The 18,128-nt window shown below is 71.5% G+C and carries 14 protein-coding genes and 1 pseudogene; 13 read left to right on the top strand and 2 right to left on the bottom strand.

The features are described from left to right. Positions 1 to 25: 25 nt before the first annotated feature. The 9 genes from BMY97_RS20210 to BMY97_RS20250 are packed head-to-tail and all read left to right on the top strand — an operon-like array spanning position 26 to position 13,764. Complete coding sequence (locus BMY97_RS20210) at positions 26 to 1,390, top strand: GumC domain-containing protein (RefSeq protein WP_143086238.1); 1,365 nt, start codon at positions 26 to 28, stop codon at positions 1,388 to 1,390. Further along, positions 1,387 to 3,090 (top strand): Wzz/FepE/Etk N-terminal domain-containing protein, encoded by a 1,704-nt coding sequence (locus BMY97_RS20215; protein WP_091618422.1) that lies wholly within the window; start codon positions 1,387 to 1,389, stop codon positions 3,088 to 3,090. Before BMY97_RS20210 ends, BMY97_RS20215 begins: the two co-directional genes overlap by 4 nt. A 27-nt stretch (positions 3,091 to 3,117) precedes the next feature. After that, positions 3,118 to 5,031, top strand: a complete 1,914-nt coding sequence (asnB, locus tag BMY97_RS20220) for an asparagine synthase (glutamine-hydrolyzing) (RefSeq protein WP_091618423.1) — start codon at positions 3,118 to 3,120, stop codon at positions 5,029 to 5,031. A gap of 7 nt (positions 5,032 to 5,038) precedes the next feature. Continuing rightward, positions 5,039 to 7,219, top strand: a complete 2,181-nt coding sequence (locus BMY97_RS20225) for a bi-domain-containing oxidoreductase (protein WP_091618424.1) — start codon at positions 5,039 to 5,041, stop codon at positions 7,217 to 7,219. Then, positions 7,219 to 9,129, top strand: a complete 1,911-nt coding sequence (locus tag BMY97_RS20230) for an alginate lyase family protein (RefSeq protein ID WP_091618425.1) — start codon at positions 7,219 to 7,221, stop codon at positions 9,127 to 9,129. The genes BMY97_RS20225 and BMY97_RS20230 overlap by 1 nt, the downstream gene beginning before the upstream one ends. Before the next feature lie 28 nt (positions 9,130 to 9,157). Further along, on the top strand, positions 9,158 to 10,681 hold the full coding sequence (locus BMY97_RS20235) for a right-handed parallel beta-helix repeat-containing protein (protein ID WP_425425302.1): 1,524 nt from the start codon (positions 9,158 to 9,160) through the stop codon (positions 10,679 to 10,681). A 7-nt stretch (positions 10,682 to 10,688) separates the two neighbouring features. Beyond that, the gene (locus tag BMY97_RS20240) at positions 10,689 to 11,924 is read left to right on the top strand and encodes an O-antigen ligase family protein (protein ID WP_425425303.1); all 1,236 of its coding nucleotides are present in this window, start codon (positions 10,689 to 10,691) and stop codon (positions 11,922 to 11,924) included. Beyond that, a complete protein-coding gene (locus BMY97_RS20245) occupies positions 11,921 to 13,111 on the top strand; it encodes a glycosyltransferase (RefSeq protein ID WP_091618427.1) in 1,191 nt (396 codons plus the stop codon). Before BMY97_RS20240 ends, BMY97_RS20245 begins: the two co-directional genes overlap by 4 nt. Continuing rightward, positions 13,108 to 13,764 carry a phosphatase PAP2 family protein gene (locus BMY97_RS20250; protein WP_091618428.1) on the top strand — a complete coding sequence of 219 codons (657 nt, stop codon included), beginning with the start codon at positions 13,108 to 13,110 and terminating at the stop codon, positions 13,762 to 13,764. The genes BMY97_RS20245 and BMY97_RS20250 overlap by 4 nt, the downstream gene beginning before the upstream one ends. On the opposite strand, the gene BMY97_RS20255 is transcribed toward BMY97_RS20250, so the two are convergent. Continuing rightward, on the bottom strand, positions 13,706 to 14,101 hold the full coding sequence (locus tag BMY97_RS20255; protein ID WP_091618429.1) for a winged helix-turn-helix transcriptional regulator: 396 nt from the start codon (positions 14,099 to 14,101) through the stop codon (positions 13,706 to 13,708). The genes BMY97_RS20250 and BMY97_RS20255 overlap by 59 nt on opposite strands. A gap of 106 nt (positions 14,102 to 14,207) precedes the next feature. On the opposite strand from BMY97_RS20255, the gene BMY97_RS20260 reads away from it, so the two are divergent. The 4 genes and pseudogenes from BMY97_RS20260 to BMY97_RS20270 all read left to right on the top strand — a co-directional run bounded on the left by BMY97_RS20260 (position 14,208) and on the right by BMY97_RS20270 (position 16,813). Further along, the gene (locus BMY97_RS20260) at positions 14,208 to 14,576 is read left to right on the top strand and encodes a DoxX family protein (protein ID WP_091618430.1); all 369 of its coding nucleotides are present in this window, start codon (positions 14,208 to 14,210) and stop codon (positions 14,574 to 14,576) included. Between the two features lie 40 nt (positions 14,577 to 14,616). Further along, positions 14,617 to 15,318 carry an SAM-dependent methyltransferase gene (locus BMY97_RS20265; RefSeq protein ID WP_245787402.1) on the top strand — a complete coding sequence of 234 codons (702 nt, stop codon included), beginning with the start codon at positions 14,617 to 14,619 and terminating at the stop codon, positions 15,316 to 15,318. Between the two features lie 60 nt (positions 15,319 to 15,378). Continuing rightward, positions 15,379 to 15,606, top strand: a pseudogene (locus BMY97_RS49590) (hypothetical protein); the annotation flags it as partial. A gap of 157 nt (positions 15,607 to 15,763) precedes the next feature. After that, positions 15,764 to 16,813, top strand: coding sequence for a S8/S53 family peptidase (locus BMY97_RS20270; protein ID WP_091618431.1), 1,050 nt, complete (start codon positions 15,764 to 15,766; stop codon positions 16,811 to 16,813). Between the two features lie 3 nt (positions 16,814 to 16,816). Here the strand turns inward: BMY97_RS20270 and BMY97_RS20275 are convergent, their stop codons facing one another. After that, positions 16,817 to 18,127 (bottom strand): glutamate-1-semialdehyde 2,1-aminomutase, encoded by a 1,311-nt coding sequence (locus BMY97_RS20275; protein WP_091618615.1) that lies wholly within the window; start codon positions 18,125 to 18,127, stop codon positions 16,817 to 16,819. Position 18,128: the final 1 nt, after the last annotated feature.

Here is an 18,128-nt window from a genome sequence, read left to right on the forward strand (position 1 = left end):
TGCAGATGTGGGAAGGGACCCCGCTTTGAGCGACGACACGGTTCGGCTTTCCACAGTGGGGGTGCTCCTTCGGCGGCGCTGGCGGGCGTTGCTGCTCCTGGCGGTGGTCGGCGCGGGAGTCGGCGCCGGCGCTTCGGTGGTGTTCTCGCCGGGTTACGAGACGTCGGCGAGTGTGCTGCTTCAGGGCCCGCGTCAGGCGGACGAGCTGCTCACCCAGGCGCAGGTCGCCACCAGCTCCGTGGTGCTGGACCGGGCGTCGGCCACCCTCGGCCTGCGGGTCAGCGGCACGGACCTGCAGAAGTCGGTGACCGCTTCGGTGGCGCAGGGCAACGTCGTGACGATCACGGCCAAGGGCGACAGCCCGGTGGCCGCGCAGCAGCTGGCGGACGAGGTGGCGAAGGAGTTCGTCAAGTACTCCACGCAGCTGCTCAGCAATTCGGCGGACAGCGCGGCCCAGCTGGCGCAGCAGCAGCGTGAATCCCTGCGCCAGCAGGTGACCCAGACCAATCAGCGGATCCTCGACCTGTCGCGCTCGGTGCAGGACGGCCAGACCGTCGAGGCCGTGCAGGTGCGGACCGAGCTGCAGGGCCTGCGCACCTCGCTGGAGCAGGCGATGAACAACCTCAACGCGGCCGACGCGGCCACCGGCTCCGGCAACATGGTCGTGATGGGCCCGGCCGAACGGCCGACGTCGGCCGCCGTGCCCACTCAACCGCAGCTGATCGCGGGCGGTGCGGTGCTTTTCTTCCTCATCGGGCTGCTCAGCCACCTGTTCGGCGCGCGCACCGATCGTCGGCTGCGCAGCGAAGAGGAGATCGGCTCGGCGCTCGGCGCGCCCGTGCTGGCCGCCGTCGACGTGCCCGAGCCCGCCGAGCGCGTGAAGCCGGCCGGCCTCCGGGCGCGGCTGCGCCGGTTCACCGGCAGCGACCGGCCGTGGCACCTGCCCCAGGTGCCGGCTTCGGCCGACCGGGCCAGCCGCGACCGGCGTTACCAGCGGGTGCTCGCCCGGCTGACGGCCGAAAAAGGGGTCCGGCGGCTGCTCGTGCTGGTGGCTGAGGGCGACGCCGCGGCGAAGCAGGCCGTTGCCCGGTTCACGGCCCTCGCCGATGCCGCGCGGCCACGCGTCGAGCTGACCTTCGCCGAAGTGACTGCGGCGCAACCGGTTGTGCCGGACGGCAGCACCGGCGTGCTCGTGGTGCTCTCGCTCGGCTCGCGCAGCCCGTGGGAGCTGGTCGCGATCGCGGAGGCCTGCGCCGACGCCGGGCACGAGGTGCTGGGCGCCGTGCTCACCCGCGCTGTCCGGCTGAAGGGCAAGCCGCGTGACGAACCCGCCGACGCGGGTCCACCCGAGGTCCAGGCGGACCGTGACCTGATGGTTGGTTCGGCGTGACGAGTCCGCAGAGTTCCTCCCCGCCGCTGGTCGACCTGCACCGCCTGGTCGTGGCCCTGCGCCGCCGTCGCCGGCTGTGGCTCGGCTTCGCGCTGGCCGGGCTGGTGATCGGCGGGGCATCGGCGATCGTGCTGCCCGCGGCGCCGACCGCCGTCACCAAGATCATCGTGGTCCACCCGGACGACTCGCCCACCGACAGCGGCACGCTGATGCGCACCGACGTCGCGGTGCTGCAAACCGGGAAGATCGCGTCCGCGGCGTTGAAGAAGCTCCGCAGCACGGAGGCGCCGGAGGACTTCCTCAAGGAGTACACCGGCCTCGGGCTGACCAACAACGTCATGCAGGTTTCGGTCAAGGCCAAGACGAATGCCGACGCACTGGCCAAGGCGCAGGCGCTCGCCGACGTGTTCATCGCCGACCACGTGCAGCGCAACCAGGCCGCCGCGACCGCGCAGGCCAAGGCGCTGCTCGATCAGCGCGCGCAGGCCCAGCAGCAGCTGGCGGACATCGACGGGCAGGTCGCGACCGAGACCGCCAAGGGCAGCAAGGCGAACGCGGGCACGCTCGAACAGCTCTACACGCAGCGGGCCGACCTGGTGTCGAAGGTCGCGGACCTGCAGAACCAGGCACAGCAGGCGGGCATCGGCACGCCGCAGGTCGCCGCGGGAACCCAGATCGTGGACGCGCCGGCCGTGCTCCCGGCGTCACTGCTGAAGACGGGCGCCACCGACGGCGGCATCGGCCTCGCGCTGGGGCTGGCGCTGGGCCTCGGCTTCGCCGCGGTGACGGCGCTGGTGCGCGACCGGCCGGTGCTGCGCCGGGAGATCGCGGAGCACCTCGGCGCCTCGGTGATCGCCCAGCTGCGCTCGAAACTGCCCGGCCCGTCCCGGCTCTGGTCCCGCGGTTCGGCGGTGGCGGAGCGCAAACGCGTGGCGGTCACGCTCGCCCGCGCCACCCGGTCGGAACGGGGGCCGCTCGCGGTGCTGGAGCTGGGCGCGCCCGGCGTCGCCGCGGAGCTGGCCCTGAACCTGGCGAAGGAGCTGGCCGAGGACGGCCCGGTGGTGGTCGTCGACGACCTGCCGCACCGTGACGTCGGCAAGCTGCCGGTGGAGGGTGACGTGCACGTGCTCGAGCCGGGTGACGCGGCCATCGACGCGGCGTCACGGCGGATCGGCGTCGGCACGGTCGCGCCGGGCACCGCGTGGACGGACCTCGAATACCTGGGCACGGAGGCGGTGCTCGTCGTCCGCTCCGGGCACGCGAACACGTTGTGGCTGCACACGGTCGCGCGCCAGCTCGCCGACTGCCGGATCCCGATCGCCGGCGTGGTGCTCGTCGACCCGGACCCGAAGGACCACACCGACGGCACGCTCTGGGACGGCCTGCACACGGCGTTGCGGGGCCGGGCGTCGGCCGTCGTCGCCAAGCAGGTCGGCCAGGACGCCGCGGAGCCGGCCGTGCACGCCACGGCCGAGCGGGTCGAGGTCGAGGGGATGGCGGAGCGGATCCCGGCCGGGACCGGGCCGCGCAAGTTCGTCGAGCAGGAGCCGGAGCGGCCGGTCGACTGGCCGATGGAGCCGCCGGGCGAGCGCACCGTCGTGATCCGGCGCGAGACCGACTCGTTCGACGCGCCGACCCGCCGGTTCCACCCGATCGTCCCGCCATCGAGCACCACCGTCGGCAACGGCCACCAGCCCTGATCTGCTCCCGAGGAGAGGCGAACGCCGATGTGCGGCATCGCAGGCGCTTACCACTGGCCGGACGGCGGCCCGCTGACCGACCGGCTCACCAAGTGCCTCACGCACCGCGGGCCGGACGGCTCGGGCCGCTACGACCACCGCGCCGGGACCGGTGAAGTCCACTTAGGACACCGACGGCTGTCGATCATCGACCTGTCCGAGACGGGCGCGCAGCCGATGGTGGCCGAAGGCCTGGCCCTGACCTACAACGGCGAGCTGTACAACGCGCCCGAGCTGCGCGTGGAGCTGGAAGCGAAGGGCGTGAAGTTCCGCGGCACGTCCGACACGGAGGTGCTGCTGCGCGCCTGGCGCGAGTGGGGCACGGACTGCCTGCCGCGGCTGCGCGGCATGTTCGCGTTCGGCGTCTTCGACGAGCGCACCGGCGAGCTGGTGCTGGTGCGCGACCAGCTGGGCATCAAACCGCTGTTCTTCGTCCGGCGCGGCGGTGGCGTCGTTTTTTCCTCGGAACTGAAGGCGCTCGCCGGCGAGCTGGGCGGCGAGCTTCGGCTGGACGAGGCCGCTCTCATCGCGTCGCTGCTCTACTACTGGGTGCCGGACAGCCGATGCGCCTATCGCGAAGCCGAGAAGCTGCAACCGGGCACGTGGGCGCGGTTCCGGCCGGACGGCACGTGCGAGCGCGGCTCGTACTGGTCGCTGCGCCAGGTGGCCGAAGAAGGCGCCGCGTACACCGGAGACGTCGACCTGCACGCCGTGATCGCGGACTCCACCAGCAAGCACCTGCTGTCGGACGTGCCGGTGGCCACCTTCCTCTCCGGCGGCCTCGACTCCAGCTACCTGACCGCGCTCGCCGCCCGCCAGACGCCGGGGATTTCCGCCTACACCATCGGTTTCCGCGCCGAGGACGCCAAGTTCGAGGCGATGCCGGACGACCTGAAGTACGCGCGCATCGTCGCGAAGCGGTTCGGGGTGGACCTGCACGAGATCGAGATCGCGCCGCAGGTGCTCGACCTGCTGCCGCGGATGACCTACCACCTCGACGAGCCGATCGGCGACCCCGCGGCGATCAACTCGTTCCTGATCTGCTCGGCCGCGCGCGAGGCCGGCGTCAAGGTGCTGCTCTCGGGCATGGGCGCCGACGAGCTGTTCGCCGGGTACCGCAAGCACTTCGCCAACCAGCTGGCCCTGCGGTACCAGCGGGTGCCGGGCCCGGTGCGCCGGCCGATCGGCGCCGTGGTGGACCGGCTGCCGGTCGCGTCCGCCAGCCGCGGCTATCGCACGGTGCGGTTCGCCAAGCGGTTCCTGTCGTTCGCGGAACTGCCGGAGGAGACGGCGTTCCGGCGCAGCTACACCATGTACGACCGGGGCGAGCTGCTCGACCTGGTGAACCCGGACCTGGCCGCCGAGGTGGACGACGTGCTCACCGAGCACGCGGACACCTATAACGACAACGCGCTGACCGACTACGTCAACCGCATGTGCCTCGCCGATTCCCGGATGTTCCTGCCCGGCCTGAATCTCGCCTACACCGACCGTTCGACGATGGCCGCGTCCACCGAGGTGCGCACGCCGTTCGTCGACGTCGAGGTGGTCAAGGCCGCGTTTCGCGTGCCGGGCAACAAGAAGATCGTCGGACGCCAGGGCAAGGCGGCGCTCAAGGAGGCCGCGCTGGCGATCCTGCCGAAGGAGATCGTCTACCGGCCGAAGGGCCTGTTCAGCGCTCCGCTGCGGGCCTGGATGAGCCGTGACCTCGCGCCGCTGGTGCGGGAAGTCGTGAACGAAGGCGTGCTCGTCGAATCCGGGTTCCTGCGCCGAGACGCACTGCGGAAGCTCGTGGCCGAGGACGCCGCCGGGCAGCAGGACCGCGCCAAGCACCTCTGGCACATCTTGACCCTCGAGTACTGGTACCGCGGCGCCCAGGCCGCCGCGGCGTCGAGCAGCTAGGAGCGTTGTGAAGCAGGTAGTGCAGAACTACAAGAGCGGGGAGCTGGCGCTTCTCGACGTCCCGGTGCCCGCGTGCAAGCCGGGCGGCGTGCTCGTGCGCACGACGTACTCGCTGATCTCCACCGGCACCGAGATGATGAAGGTGTCCGAGGCGAGCATGTCGATGCTGGGCAAGGCGCGCTCGCGGCCGGACCAGGTGGCGAAGGTGATGCAGAGCGTCGCGACCAACGGCTTGCCCGCGACCTACCGCAAGGTGACCAACAAGCTCGACTCGTACACCCCGCTCGGCTACTCGTTGTGCGGCGTGGTCGAGGAGGTCGGCGCGGGGATCGACGACGTCTCGGTCGGCGACCTCGTCGCGTGCGCCGGCAATGAGCACGCGCTGCACGCCGAGCTGAACTGGGTGCCGAAGAACCTGTACGCGAAGGTGCCGGCCGGGCTTTCCGCGCGGCACGCGGCGTTCGGCACCGTCGGCTCGATCGCGATGCAGGGCGTCCGCCGCGGTGAGCCGCAGCTCGGCGACCTCGCGCTGGTGATCGGGCTCGGCCTGATCGGGCAGCTCGTGGTGCAGCTGCTGGTGGCGTCGGGCGCGCGGGTGGTCGGCGTCGACCCGGACCCGTCCCGCTGCGAGCTGGCCGAGGGGCTGGGCGCGCTGGCCTGCGGGCACCCGGGTTCCGGCCAGATCGACAACGCGGTGGCCGAGCTGTCCGGCGGCCACGGTGCCGACCAGGTCTACCTCGCCGCGGGCGGCAGCACGAACGACCCGGTGGAGCTGGCCGCGAAGCTCGCGCGCGACCGCGGGCGGGTGGTCGACATCGGCAAGATCTCGCTGAACCTGCCGTGGAACGCGTACTACGAGAAGGAGCTGGACGTCCGGTTCTCGCGCTCGTACGGGCCCGGCCGCTACGACCCGTCGTACGAGCTGGAGGGCCGCGATTACCCGATCGGCTACGTGCGCTGGACCGAGCGGCGCAACATCGAGTGCTTCCTCGACCTGGCGGCGCGCGAGAAGCTGGACGTCGAGCCGCTGATCACGCACGTCGCGGACTTCTCCTCGGCGGTCCAGACCTACAAATCCCTCAACGACGGTGAGTTGAAGGCCGTCGCGGTGCTGTTCCGCTACCCGGACGCCGAGCCGGCCGAAGCCGAAACGGTGGTCTCGTCGGTCGCCCTGCCCGCGGGTTCGGCCACCCGGGCCACCCCGCGCGGCGGGCTGCGGGTCGGGTTCGTGGGCGCCGGGAACTACGCGTCTTCGATGCTGCTGCCGCATCTGGTCGAGCAGGACCGCGTCAGCCTGGCCGAGGTGGTCACCACTTCGGCGCTGTCCGGCGCGAACGCCAAGCGCAAGTTCGGCTTCGCCCGCGCGAGCACCGACCTCGACCAGCTGCTCGCGAACGACGCGGTCGACACGCTGTTCATCGTGACCCGGCACAGCTCGCACGCCGAGCTCACCCGGCGCGCGCTGCTCGCGGGCAAGGCCGTGTTCGTGGAGAAGCCGCTGGCACTGTCCGAAAAGGAGCTTCGCGGGATCGTCGAGGCGATCGGGGAATCGGGCAACGACCGGCTGCAGGTCGGCTTCAACCGTCGGTTCGCGCCACTGCTGCACGAGGCGCGGCTCCAGTTCGGCCCGCGCGTCGGCCCGGCTTCGGTGCGCTACCTGGTGAACGCGGGCCGGCTCGACTCCGGCAGCTGGTACAACCAGGCCGACGCCGAGGGCACCCGGTTCGCGGGCGAGGGCGGGCACTTCATCGACACCGTCAGCTGGTTCCTCGGCAGCGACCCGGTTTCGGTCTACGCCACCGCCACCCCGGGCAACCACGACCTCCAGGTCCTCCTGCGGTACGCCGACGGCTCGACCGCCGCGATCAGCTACGTCACCAGCGGCTCCACCGCGTTCCCGAAGGAGACGCTGGACGTGCTGGCCGACGGCCGGGTGCTGAAGTTCGACGACTTCACCCGGGCGTCGGTCTACGGCCGGAAACGCTGGTCCAGCTCCCGCATCCCGAAGGGCCGCGACAAGGGGCAGCGCGCCGAGGTCGAAGCCTTCGTGACGGCGCTGACCACCGGCGTCGCGATGCCGATCAGCGTCAGCTCGCTGGTGGCGACCACGCTGGCGACGCTCGCGGTGAACCGCAGCCTGGAAACCGGCGCGCCGGTGCGGCTGGAGCCTTCGGCGGTGCTCGGGTGATGGATCCCGCCTGGTACCTGCGAAGACTTTCGGCGATGGGGCCGGCCGAGATCGCCGGCCGGGCCACCGAGGCGCTGCGCAAGCAACAGTGGCGCGGCGTCGCCCGGCAGAAGGCGAGCTGGCTGCCCCATCGCACTTTTCCCCCGTCCGGCCCGGTCACGGGAGTATCCGAAGGCGCCCGCGGCGAGCTGCTGGCCACGGCCGAGCGGCTGATGGACGGGCACGCCGAGTACTTCGGCGTCGAGCGAACTGACCTCATCACGCCCGACTGGGCCTTCGACCCGAAGACTGGCCGGCGCGCGCCGGGCGACGCCTACTCGTTCGACATCTCCTACCGCAGCGAGGAAACGGTCGGCGACATCAAGCAGATCTGGGAGCCCTCGCGCCACCAGCACCTCACCGTGCTGGCCGCGGCGTACGCGCTGACCGGCGAAGACCGGTACGCCCACCGCGTGGCCGACCACCTGAAGTCCTGGTGGGTGGCGAACCCGCCGATGCGCGGGGTGCACTGGCTGAGCGGGATCGAGCTGGGCATCCGGCTGCTGTCCTGGGTGTGGGTGCGGCGTCTGCTCGACGGCTGGGCCGGCGCGCCCGGCCTGTTCGAGGACAATCCCGAGGCGCTGCACCAGATCTGGCACCACCAGCGCTGGCTGGCCGCCTTCGGAAGCCGCGGCTCCTCGGCCAACAACCACGTGATCGCTGAGGACGCCGGGCAGCTCGCGGCCGCCTGCGCGTTCGACTGGTTCCCGGAGTCAGCCGGCTGGCGTGAAGCGGCGGTGCGGTCGCTGGACACGCAGCTGCAGGCCAACACGTTTGCCTCCGGGCTCAACCGCGAGCTGGCCACCGAGTACCACGGGCTGGTGCTGGAGCTGGCCCTCACGGCGGTACTGGAGACCAGCGCCACTGCGTTCGATTCAGTGGTGCCCGAGTCGACCTGGCTGGTGCTGCGCCGGATGTGCGACGCGCTGGCGTCCATTGTGGACGCCAAACTGCGGCCGCCGCGGCAGGGCGACGCCGACGACGGTTACGGGCTGGTCGTCGACGGCGCCGGCGTGAGCCGCTGGGCCTCGCTGCTCGCGACGGGTGACGCGCTCTTCGGCCGCCGCGAGTGGTGGCCGGAGGTGCCGGGCGGCGACGTGCGGACCGCGTTGTTCTCCACGCTGGCCAAGGTGCCCGCGCTGGAGGGGACGCGGCCGCCGCGCCGACCCGACGACCTGTTCGACGCGGGGATGACCATCCTGCGCACGCCGGCCGGTGCGCCGGGGGAGATCTGGTGCCGCTGTGACGGCGGGCCGCACGGCTTCCTCGCCATCGCCGCCCACGCCCACGCGGACGCGCTTTCGCTGGAGGTCCGCCACGACGGCGTCGACATCCTCGCCGACCCCGGCACGTACTGCTACCACGGCGAGCCGGAATGGCGCTCGTACTTCCGCTCCACGCTGGGCCACAACACGCTGGAACTCGGCGGCACGGACCAGTCGGCCTCCGGCGGGCCGTTCCTCTGGACGCGCCACGCGAGCACGCGGACGCTGGCCGTCGGGCCGGTGCGCTGGCGCGCGGAACACGACGGCTACGCCCCGGCCGTGCACCGCCGTTGCGTCGAACTGGCCGACCGCACGCTGACCGTGGTTGACGAGGTGGAAGGGACGCCGGTGCCCGCGCGGCTCGCCTTCCACCTCGGGCCGCTCGTCGAGGTGACCCTGGACGGCGCCGTCGCGAAGCTGGCCTGGCCGGGCCACACGGCGAGGCTGGAACTTCCCGGCGCGCTCGCTTGGACCGCGCACCGCGGCGAGACGAACCCGCCGCTCGGCTGGTACTCGGCCGGCTTCGGCCGCCGCGAACCGGCGACCACCTTGGTGGGCAACGGCTTTGTCACCGAACCGCTGACCACCGTGCTCCGCTTCACCTGACCGATTCGCCGAGAGGAACGACGTGCGACTGACCAGCAGGCTGGCTCTGCTCCTGGGTGCGCTGTGCCCGCTGGTCCTGGCCGGGTGCTCCGGCGCGCCCGACGAAGACCCGGCGTCGAGCCAGGTCGCCGCGACCTCGGCGGCGCCGGACGGGCCCGTCGCCGCGGTGTGCGACAAGCTGCCGCCCGGTCCCGCCACTGCCCCGGCGGGCGCGGTGACCGTGGACCCGGCGGTGCCCGACGACCTCGCGACGAAGACCAAGGACTCCCCGCCTGGCACCACGTTCTGGCTCGAGCCCGGCGCCCACCACCTCGGCGACGACCGGTTCGACCAGGTGCAGCCCAAGGACGGTGACACCTACGTCGGCGCGCCCGGCGCCGTGCTCGACGGGCGCCGGGTCAACCAGTACGCGTTCACCGGGCACGCGAAGAACGTCAAGATCCAGTCGCTGACCGTGCAGGGATTCACCGCGCCCCGCGACGAAGGCGTGGTCAACCACGACTCCGGTGACGGCTGGCTGATCCAGCACACCACCGTCCAGGACAACGACGGCGCCGGGCTGATGGCCGGCGCGAAGCAGCAGGTGCTGGACAACTGCCTGCGGCGCAACGGGCAGTACGGCATGAACGCGTTCTCCGGCGACGGCGACATCACCGGGCTGGTGGTGCGCGGCAACGAGATCACCGGCAACAACACCGGCGACTGGGAGAAGAAGGTCGACGGCTGCGGCTGCACCGGCGGGATCAAGTTCTGGGCCGTGAACGGCGCGGACGTCGTCGGCAACTGGGTGCACGACAACCGCGGCACCGGGCTGTGGGCCGACACGAACGACAACGACTTCCTGATCGAGGGCAACCTGATCGAGGACAACGACAGCTCCGCGATCACGTACGAGACCAGCTACAACGCCGTGATCCGGAACAACACGCTGCGCCGCAACAACCTCGTCGACGGCCGCGCCTACACCGACCGCGGCGACACCTTCCCGGTGGCGACGATCTACCTGTCCGAGTCCGGCGGCGAGCCGCGGGTGCAGGCGCGGACCTCGAAGCTGGAGGTCTACGGCAACGTGCTGGAGAACAACTGGAACGGCATCACGCTGTGGGAGAACGCGGACCGCTTCTGCAACAGCCCGGCCAACACCTCCAGCGGCGTCTGCACCAGGCTCGTGCCGGACACGGCGAAGTGCGCAGCGCCGGCGATCGCACAGAAGCCGCTGTACGACGACTGCCGCTGGAAGACCCAGCGCGTGGACGTGCACAACAACCGGTTCGTGCTCGACCCGGCGGTGGTCGGCTGCCAGGAGACCTGCGCGCGGATGGGGCTGCTGTCGAACTTCGGCACCTACCCGGACTGGTCCCCGTACATGGGCGACGTGGTGCAGACCGCGATCACCCAGAGCCAGGGCAACACCTGGCACGACAACGCCTACACCGGGCCGTGGACGTTCATCGCGGGCGACCAGAGCCACATCCTGGGCATCGGCGAGTGGGAGGGCGCGCCGTACGACCAGGACGCCCGCACCACTTATCAACGCGGCGGAGGTGGCTGAATTGGCGCTGCTGAACAACATCCGGCAGCCGACGCCCGTGGAGACGGGTGAGCCGACGCCGAAGCTCGTCGGCGCGTCGTGGGCGCTGCTGATCCTCAACACGCTGGGCTCCACCGGAGCCCAGACGGTGATCCCGCTGCCGCGCTCGGTGATCCAGATCGTCACCATGGGCGCGCTGATGTCGGCGTTCGCGCTGGCGCTGGTGCTCAACCCGCGGGTGAAGGTGCGGCCGAGCGCGTACCTGATGCTGCTGAGCCTGCTGCTCGTCACGAGCATCGTGGCCAGCCTCGACCTGGAAAGCGGGCTCGGGGCGTTGTTCCGGTGCTTCCGGTTCGCGGTCTTCGTGGTGACGCTGTGGCTGCTCACGCCGTGGTGGAACGGGTCGTTCACCTTTGTGCGCCACCACATCCGGATGTTCGGGGCGGTGCTCGTCTCGGTCGTGATCGGGCTGGCCGTGTCGCCCGGCAAGGCGATGCCCGGGACGTACGGCGGGCGGCTCGCGGGCGCGGTGTGGCCGCTGACCCCGCCGCAGGTCGGGCAGTACGCGGCCGTGATCGCGGGCCTCGCGGCGCTGCTGTGGCTCGGCAAGCGGCTGGGGTACAAGCCGGCGCTGGCGGTGATCGTGCCCTCGCTCGCGCTGCTCCTGTTGTCGCACACCCGCACCGCGACGCTCGGGCTGGTCGCCGGCCTGGTCGTCGCGCTGCTTTCGCTGGCGCTGACCAGCGCCCGCGCGCGCAAGGTGTTCGCCGCGGTGGTGGTGCTCGGCGGGTTCTCGGCCGTGGTGCTCGGCGGGCTGCTGCAGGCGTGGTTCCTGCGCGGGCAGAGCGAGGAGAACTTCTCCAGCCTCACCGGCCGCGCGAAGGTGTGGGACGCGCTGCTTTCGGCCCCGCGCACGATCAACGAGTACATCTTCGGCGTGGGGCTCACCGACAAGTCCTACGACGGGCTCCCGATCGACAACAGCTGGCTCGCCGTCTACCACGAGCAGGGCTTCGTGGGGATTGCCATCGTCGCGTCGTTCCTGCTGGTGCTGATCGCGGTGGCGGTGCTGCGGCCGCCGTCGCTGGCCCGCGCCTGCGCGATCTTCCTGATCACCTACTGCGTCTCCGCGTCCTACACCGAAGCCGGGCTCGGCGACGCTTCGCCGTACCTGCTGCACCTGGCGCTGGCCGCGACGCTGCTCGCGCAGGGCGGCGGGCGCCTGCGCGAGGACGACTTCATCCCGAAAGGCCGGCCCGCATGAGGGTGCTCGTCGTCCACAACCGCTACCGCTCCGAGCAGCCGAGCGGGGAGAACAACGTCGTCGACGCCGAGGTGAAGCTGCTGCACGACGGCGGCGTGCAGGTCGGCCGGTTCGAGCGGCAGAGCGACGACATCGCGTCGATGTCGTTGCCGCGCAAGGCTTTGGTGCCGTTGCAGGTGCCGTGGAACCGCGCCGCGCGGGCCGAGCTGGCCACCCGGCTGCGGGTGGAGCGGCCGGATGTGGTGCACGTCCACAACACGTTCCCGCTGCTTTCGCCCTCGGTGCTGGCGGCGTGCGCGGACGCGCGGGTGCCGGTGGTGGCGACGCTGCACAACTACGGCCTGGTCTGCCCGCCCGGCACGCTGTACCGCGACGGTCACGTGTGCACGGACTGCGTCGGCGGCGCGCCGGTGCCCGCGGTGCGGAACGGGTGCTACCGCGGGTCCGCCGTCGCGACGCTGCCGATGGCCGTCAACCTCGTCGCGAACCGGCACCGCTGGCGCACCGGGGTCACGCGGTTCTTCTGCATCTCCGACGCCCAACGGTGGCTGCTCGTGGACGCGGGACTGCCGTCGGACCGCCTGACCGTGAAGCACAACTTCGTCACCGACCCCGGCGTGCGCCGGACCGGCGCCGGCGAGCACGTGCTGTTCCTCGGCCGGCTGACCGAGGAGAAGGGCGTGCCCCTGCTGATGGCGGCGTGGCACCGGCTCGGTGGCTCACTCGGCCTGCCGCTGGTGATCGCCGGCACCGGCCCGCTGGCGGACGAGGTGGCCGCTTGGGCCTCGCCGCGCGACGACGTGTCGTACGTCGGGCTCCAGAATGCCGAGGAGTGCCGTGACCTGGCCGCGAGGGCGGTGGTGATGGTCGCGCCGTCGGCTTGGCTGGAGGCGTTCGGCTTGGTGGTGGTGGAGGCGATGGCCGCCGGCGTGCCGACGGTCGCACCCGCGCACGGCGCGTTCGAGGAGCTGATCTCCGACGGCGTCACGGGCCTGCTGCACACGCCCGGCTCGGCGCCTGCGCTGGCCGACGCGCTGCGCGACGCCGTCATGGATCCGGAGCGCAACCGCAAGATGGGGGCGGCCGCGCGGGAACGGTACGAACTGGAGTTCACCCCGGAAACCGGCCTGCGCCGGCTGATCGAGGGCTACGAGGCGGCGATCACGGCGTACGGTTCGGCTCGATGAGAACTGCGGTCCGCCCGGCGTTGCCCGCTTCGGTGCGCGCGCCCTCGCTCGCGCTCGCCGGCCTGGGGCTCGTGACGCTGGTGGTGCTCGGCCTGCTGTTCGCGGGCCATTCGGCCCCGAGCACGTTCGACGCGGGTCTGCTGCCGGGCCCGGACGGCCTGCCCGACCCGTGGTGGTACTTCGCCAACGCGATCGACTTCTGCGGCGAACCGGTGGGTTCGGCGATCTTGATGGTGCTGTTCGTCGGCGGCTCGCTGCTGGCGGGCCGCACTCGGACGGCCGTGCTCACCCTCGTGGGCTGCGGGATCACGGTGGCGCTGACGTCGATCTCGAAACCGGTGACCGGCCGGACGATCCACGGCAGCTTCCTGTCCTACCCGAGCGGGCACACGGCGTTCGCCACGGCGTTGGCCCTGATCGCCGCGTTCGTGCTGGTGGACCGCTTTCGCCTGGGCCGCGCTCCTGCCGTGGCGCTGATGCTGGGACTCGCCCTGGTCTGCGGATTCCTGATGGCGTGGGCGGAAGTCGGCCTCGGCGCCCACTACCCGACGGACACGATCGGCGGCTTCGCCACGGCACTGGCGGTGATCCCGGCTACGGCGTTCGTGGCGGACCGGGTGTGGCTTCGACGGCACGAGACCGGTTCGCGTTGATCTGCTCGTGGTTGGCCATCGCCCACTCGGCGAGCGCCATCACCAGCGGCACCAGGCTCCGGCCCAGCTCGGTCAGCTCGTACTCGACCCGCGGCGGCACTTCGGCGTAGGCGGTGCGCGTGATCAGGCCGTCCTCGACCAGGTGTTTGACCGTCAGCGTGAGCATCCGCTGCGAGATGCCGGCGATGCCTGCCTCCAGCGCGCCGAACCGCAGCGGCCCGGCCCGCAGGGTGCCGACCACCAGCAGGCTCCATTTGTCGCCGATCCGGTCCAGCACCTCGCGGACCGCGCCACCCTCACGGATCCGCGGCGAGCCCTTCGATGTGACCTCCGTCATATCTGAAGCTCCTTTCCTGGACGCATACATCGCTGTGCCTTTTGTGGCCGCCCCCGTGCGCACAGATCATCAGGCTACGCACAAGGGGTAAGGATTGGGGAATACGGTGAATATCGCATTGTGGATCGGCCAGGGCCTGCTCGCACTGGTGTACCTCGCGGCGGGCGGGCTCAAGGTTGCGCGGTCCCGCGAACGGCTGATCGCCACGGGTCGCCTGGACTGGATGAAGGACACGTCGGACGCCGGGGTGAAGGCGGTCGGGCTGGTGGAGCTCCTCGGCGCGCTCGGCGTGATCCTGCCCTGGCTGACCGGAATCGCGGCGGTCCTGACCCCGATCGCCGCCGTCGGCCTGGGTGTCGTGCAGATCTGCGCACTCCGCGTGCACCTGGCCCGCAACGAGCGCCAACCCTTGCCGGCCAACGTGTTTCTGCTGCTGCTCGCCGCCTTCGTCGCGGTTGGACGATTCCTCGGCTAATTCGCGCGACGCGAGCGCGTGGACTTGCCATGCTGCGCACGTGGTCGACGACTATGCGCTCGCGCGGCGGGCGAACATGCGCTGGAACACCCCGCTGGACGAGCAGCACGCGGACTTGCTGTTGCGCAGACTCGACGTCCGCGAGGGGACCATCGTGGACCTCGGCTGTGGGTGGGGCGAGCTGCTGATCCGCGCGGTCGACGGCACGGCGGCGCGGGGGATCGGCGTCGACGTCGACGAGGTCGCGCTCGACCGGGGGCGGAGGGCGGCGACCGAGCGGGGTGCCGAGGTCGAGTTCGTGGAGCAGGCCGCTGCCGAGTGGCGCGGGAAGGCCGAGCGGGCCATGTGCATCGGCGCCTCGCACGCGTTCGGCGGGACCAAGCCCGCCCTCGAAGCCCTCGCGGCGACCACCGACCGGCTGCTCTTCGGCGACGGCTACTGGGCCGCCGAACCCACCGAAGCCGCGCGGGAAATCCTCGGCGACGACATCCTCACGCTGCCCGGACTGCTCGAAGCCTGTCGCGAAACCGGGTGGCGCGTGCGGCACCTCAGCACGGCCGACCAGCGCGAGTGGGACGACTTCGAGTCGACCTCCTGGTCCGGCCGGCTCGAGTGGCTGCTGAGTCACCCCGAAGACCCCCGGGCCGCCGAGACGCGCGAGTGGCTCGACCAACGCGAGCGGGAGTACGTGTCCGTCTACCGGGGCGTGCTCGGGCTCGGCTATCTGGTGCTGGTTCGCTGACAGGTTCCTGAAACATTCTTCCTAGGCTCCAGCGCATGAGATCGGGTGGCCGTCCCGACCATGGACTACCGGCCGGCCAGCGCGGTCGACGCCGGGCCGACCGACCCGGCCGAGCCCGCGTATGCCCGGTCGGTGTCCGATCCCGGCGGCCCGGATTACGGCCATTACCTCACCCCGGCCCAGGAACGGGCCCGCTTCGGCCCGACCGCGGCCCAGGCCGCCACGGCGTTCGGCACCCAGCTCGAGAATTACCGCTCCGGCACGTCGACCTATCACGCCCCGACCACCGCGGTCACGGCCCCGGCTGCGGTGGCGCCGAACATCCTCACGGTGAATGGCCTGGACAACCTCCCGGCGAAAGCCGCGAAGCCGCCCGCGGCCAAGAACGTCGCGAAGGCAAGCGCCACAAAGAATCCGCCGGCCAACCCGTTACACCCCACAGGCGGTGCGGGATGCCTACGGGGTCACCGGAACCGGCCTGGACGGCAAGGGGGTGACCGTCGGGATCATCGGCCTCGACGACGAGACGAACGCGCCGGCCGACGCGGACCGGTTCTCCGCCGAGCACGGTGAACCGCCGTTCGCGCCGGGCCAGTTCACCACGTACGTCCCGGAAAACGCGGGGACCAGCCCCGCGGGCGGTGAGTTCACCATGGACATCGAGGCCGCGCACGCGATGGCCCCGGCGGCGGACATCGCGTACGTCGTCGCCCCCGGCAAGCACGACGGGCACCCCGTGCTGGACGCGATGACCCGGATCGTGGACGAGCACCTGGCCGACGTCGTGTCCGGTTCGGTCCTGGTCGGCACCGGCCTCCCCGGCTTGACCGCCGGCTCGATCGCGCCGTACGAGCAGGCGGCGGTCGGCGGCACAACGCTGGCCACCGGTCCGGGCAACCGGTACGCGTGGGAGACCGGCTGGGCCAACGACGCGTCGGCACTGTCCGACGACGGTACACAGTGGACTCCGGCCCCGCCCGGCGACCAGGACGGCAGCGGCTTCCCGCAACCCGGCTACCAGCGCGGCACCGTGCCACCGGACATGGCGGGCAGCCCGCCGTCGCGAACCGTGCCGGACGTCGCCGCGCTCGCCGACCCGAGCCTCGGCCTGCGCTACGGCCACACTTCGTTCGACATCAAGGGAAACCTCGTCTACAGCACGACCAACGGTGGCGGCACCAGCCTCGCCTCCCCGCTGTTCGCCGGTGTCGAAGCGCTGATGGCGCAGGCACACCACGGCCCGATCGGGTTCGCCAACCCCGCCCTGTACGCGCGCCACCAGGATTTCCACCACATGCTGGACAATCCGGTGAACACCCCGAACACGAAGTCCTTCGCGACGGTGGAACAGGCCGTCGCCGGCGGGGGCACCTGGGTCCAGCTGACCACCCCGGGCCAGTACGCCGATTCCGACCTGACCTCCGGCCCCGGCTACACCATGGTCACCGGCCTCGGCTCACCGACCCGCGCCCTGCTCGACTCGTTCCGGCGCTAGGCGCTAGGCCTTCCGCCGGAACACCGGTTTCACCGGCCGCCCGCCGAGCCAGGGTGACGGGTCGCCGGCGTCGAGGGCCTTGCGGTAGACCACGCAAGCCGCGGCGACGGCGTCCAAGGTCTGTTGCAGGTCCGCGTCCGTCAGTGCGGCGCTGACGACAAACGAGGGGCCCAACACGCCGCCCATCAGGAGCTGGCGCAGGAACAGTGTCCGGTAATCCTGCGAGGGGCGACCGTCCGTGTCCAGGGTGCCGAAGACGAGGTTGCTGTTGCGGCCGCGCACGACCACCTGATCGGCCAGGCCGTGGCTCGCCGCGATCTCGCGGACGCCGACGGCCAGGCGGGAGCCGATGGCGTGCAGCCGGGCCGTGATCGCCTCGGTTTCGTAGACGTCCATCACGGCCATGGCGGCGGCCAGCGCGTGCGTCTCCGCGCCGTGGGTGGTGGACAGCAGGAACACCCGGTCACGGTCCGAGCGCAGGCCGCCCAGTTCCATCAGCTCGCGTTTGCCCGCCAGCGCGGACACCGCGAAGCCGTTGCCCAGCGCTTTGCCGAACGTCGAGAGATCCGGGGTGACGCCGTACAACCCCTGCGCGCCATGCTCGGAAAACCGGAAGCCGGTGATCATCTCGTCGAACACCAGCAGCGCGCCGTGCCGGTGGGCCAGGTCGCGCAGGCCGGCCAGGTAGCCCTCGGGCGGGTCGGCCTGCGTCGCGGCTTCCAGGATCAGGCAGGCGACCTGGCCCTCGTGCTCCCGCAGCAGCGCCTCGGTGGCCGCGAGGTCGCCGTACGGGAAGCGCACGGTCAGGTCCGTGATCTCACCCGGGACGCCGGCCGCCATCGCCGTGGTGCCGATGAACCAGTCGTCGGTGGAGAAAAACGCGTGGTCGGCGCACAGGGCCACCAGCGGACGGCCGGTGGCGGCGCGGGCCAGGCGCACCGCGGCCGTGGTCGCGTCGGAGCCGTTCTTGGTGAACTTCACCATGTCCGCGGTCGGCACGGTGGCCAGGAACCGTTCCGCCGCTTCGGCCTCCACAATGGACGGACGGGAGAAGTTGCTGCCCCGCCCGATCTCCCGCTGCACCGCCTCGGTCACCCGCGGATGCACGTGGCCGAGGCTCACCGCGCGCAACCCCGACCCGTACTCGACATAGGAATTCCCGTCGACGTCCCAGACACGCGCGCCGAGTCCGTGCGAGATGACCGGCGCCAGGTTTTCCGGGTACTGGTCCGAGCCCTTGGCGTACGTGTGCGCGCCGCCGGGGATCACCCGGTGCAGCCGCTCGTTCGCCGCGCGGGAGGCGGGAAGTTCCATG

It is taken from the genome of Amycolatopsis saalfeldensis (genome assembly GCF_900110575.1).
Classification (GTDB): domain Bacteria; phylum Actinomycetota; class Actinomycetes; order Mycobacteriales; family Pseudonocardiaceae; genus Amycolatopsis; species Amycolatopsis saalfeldensis.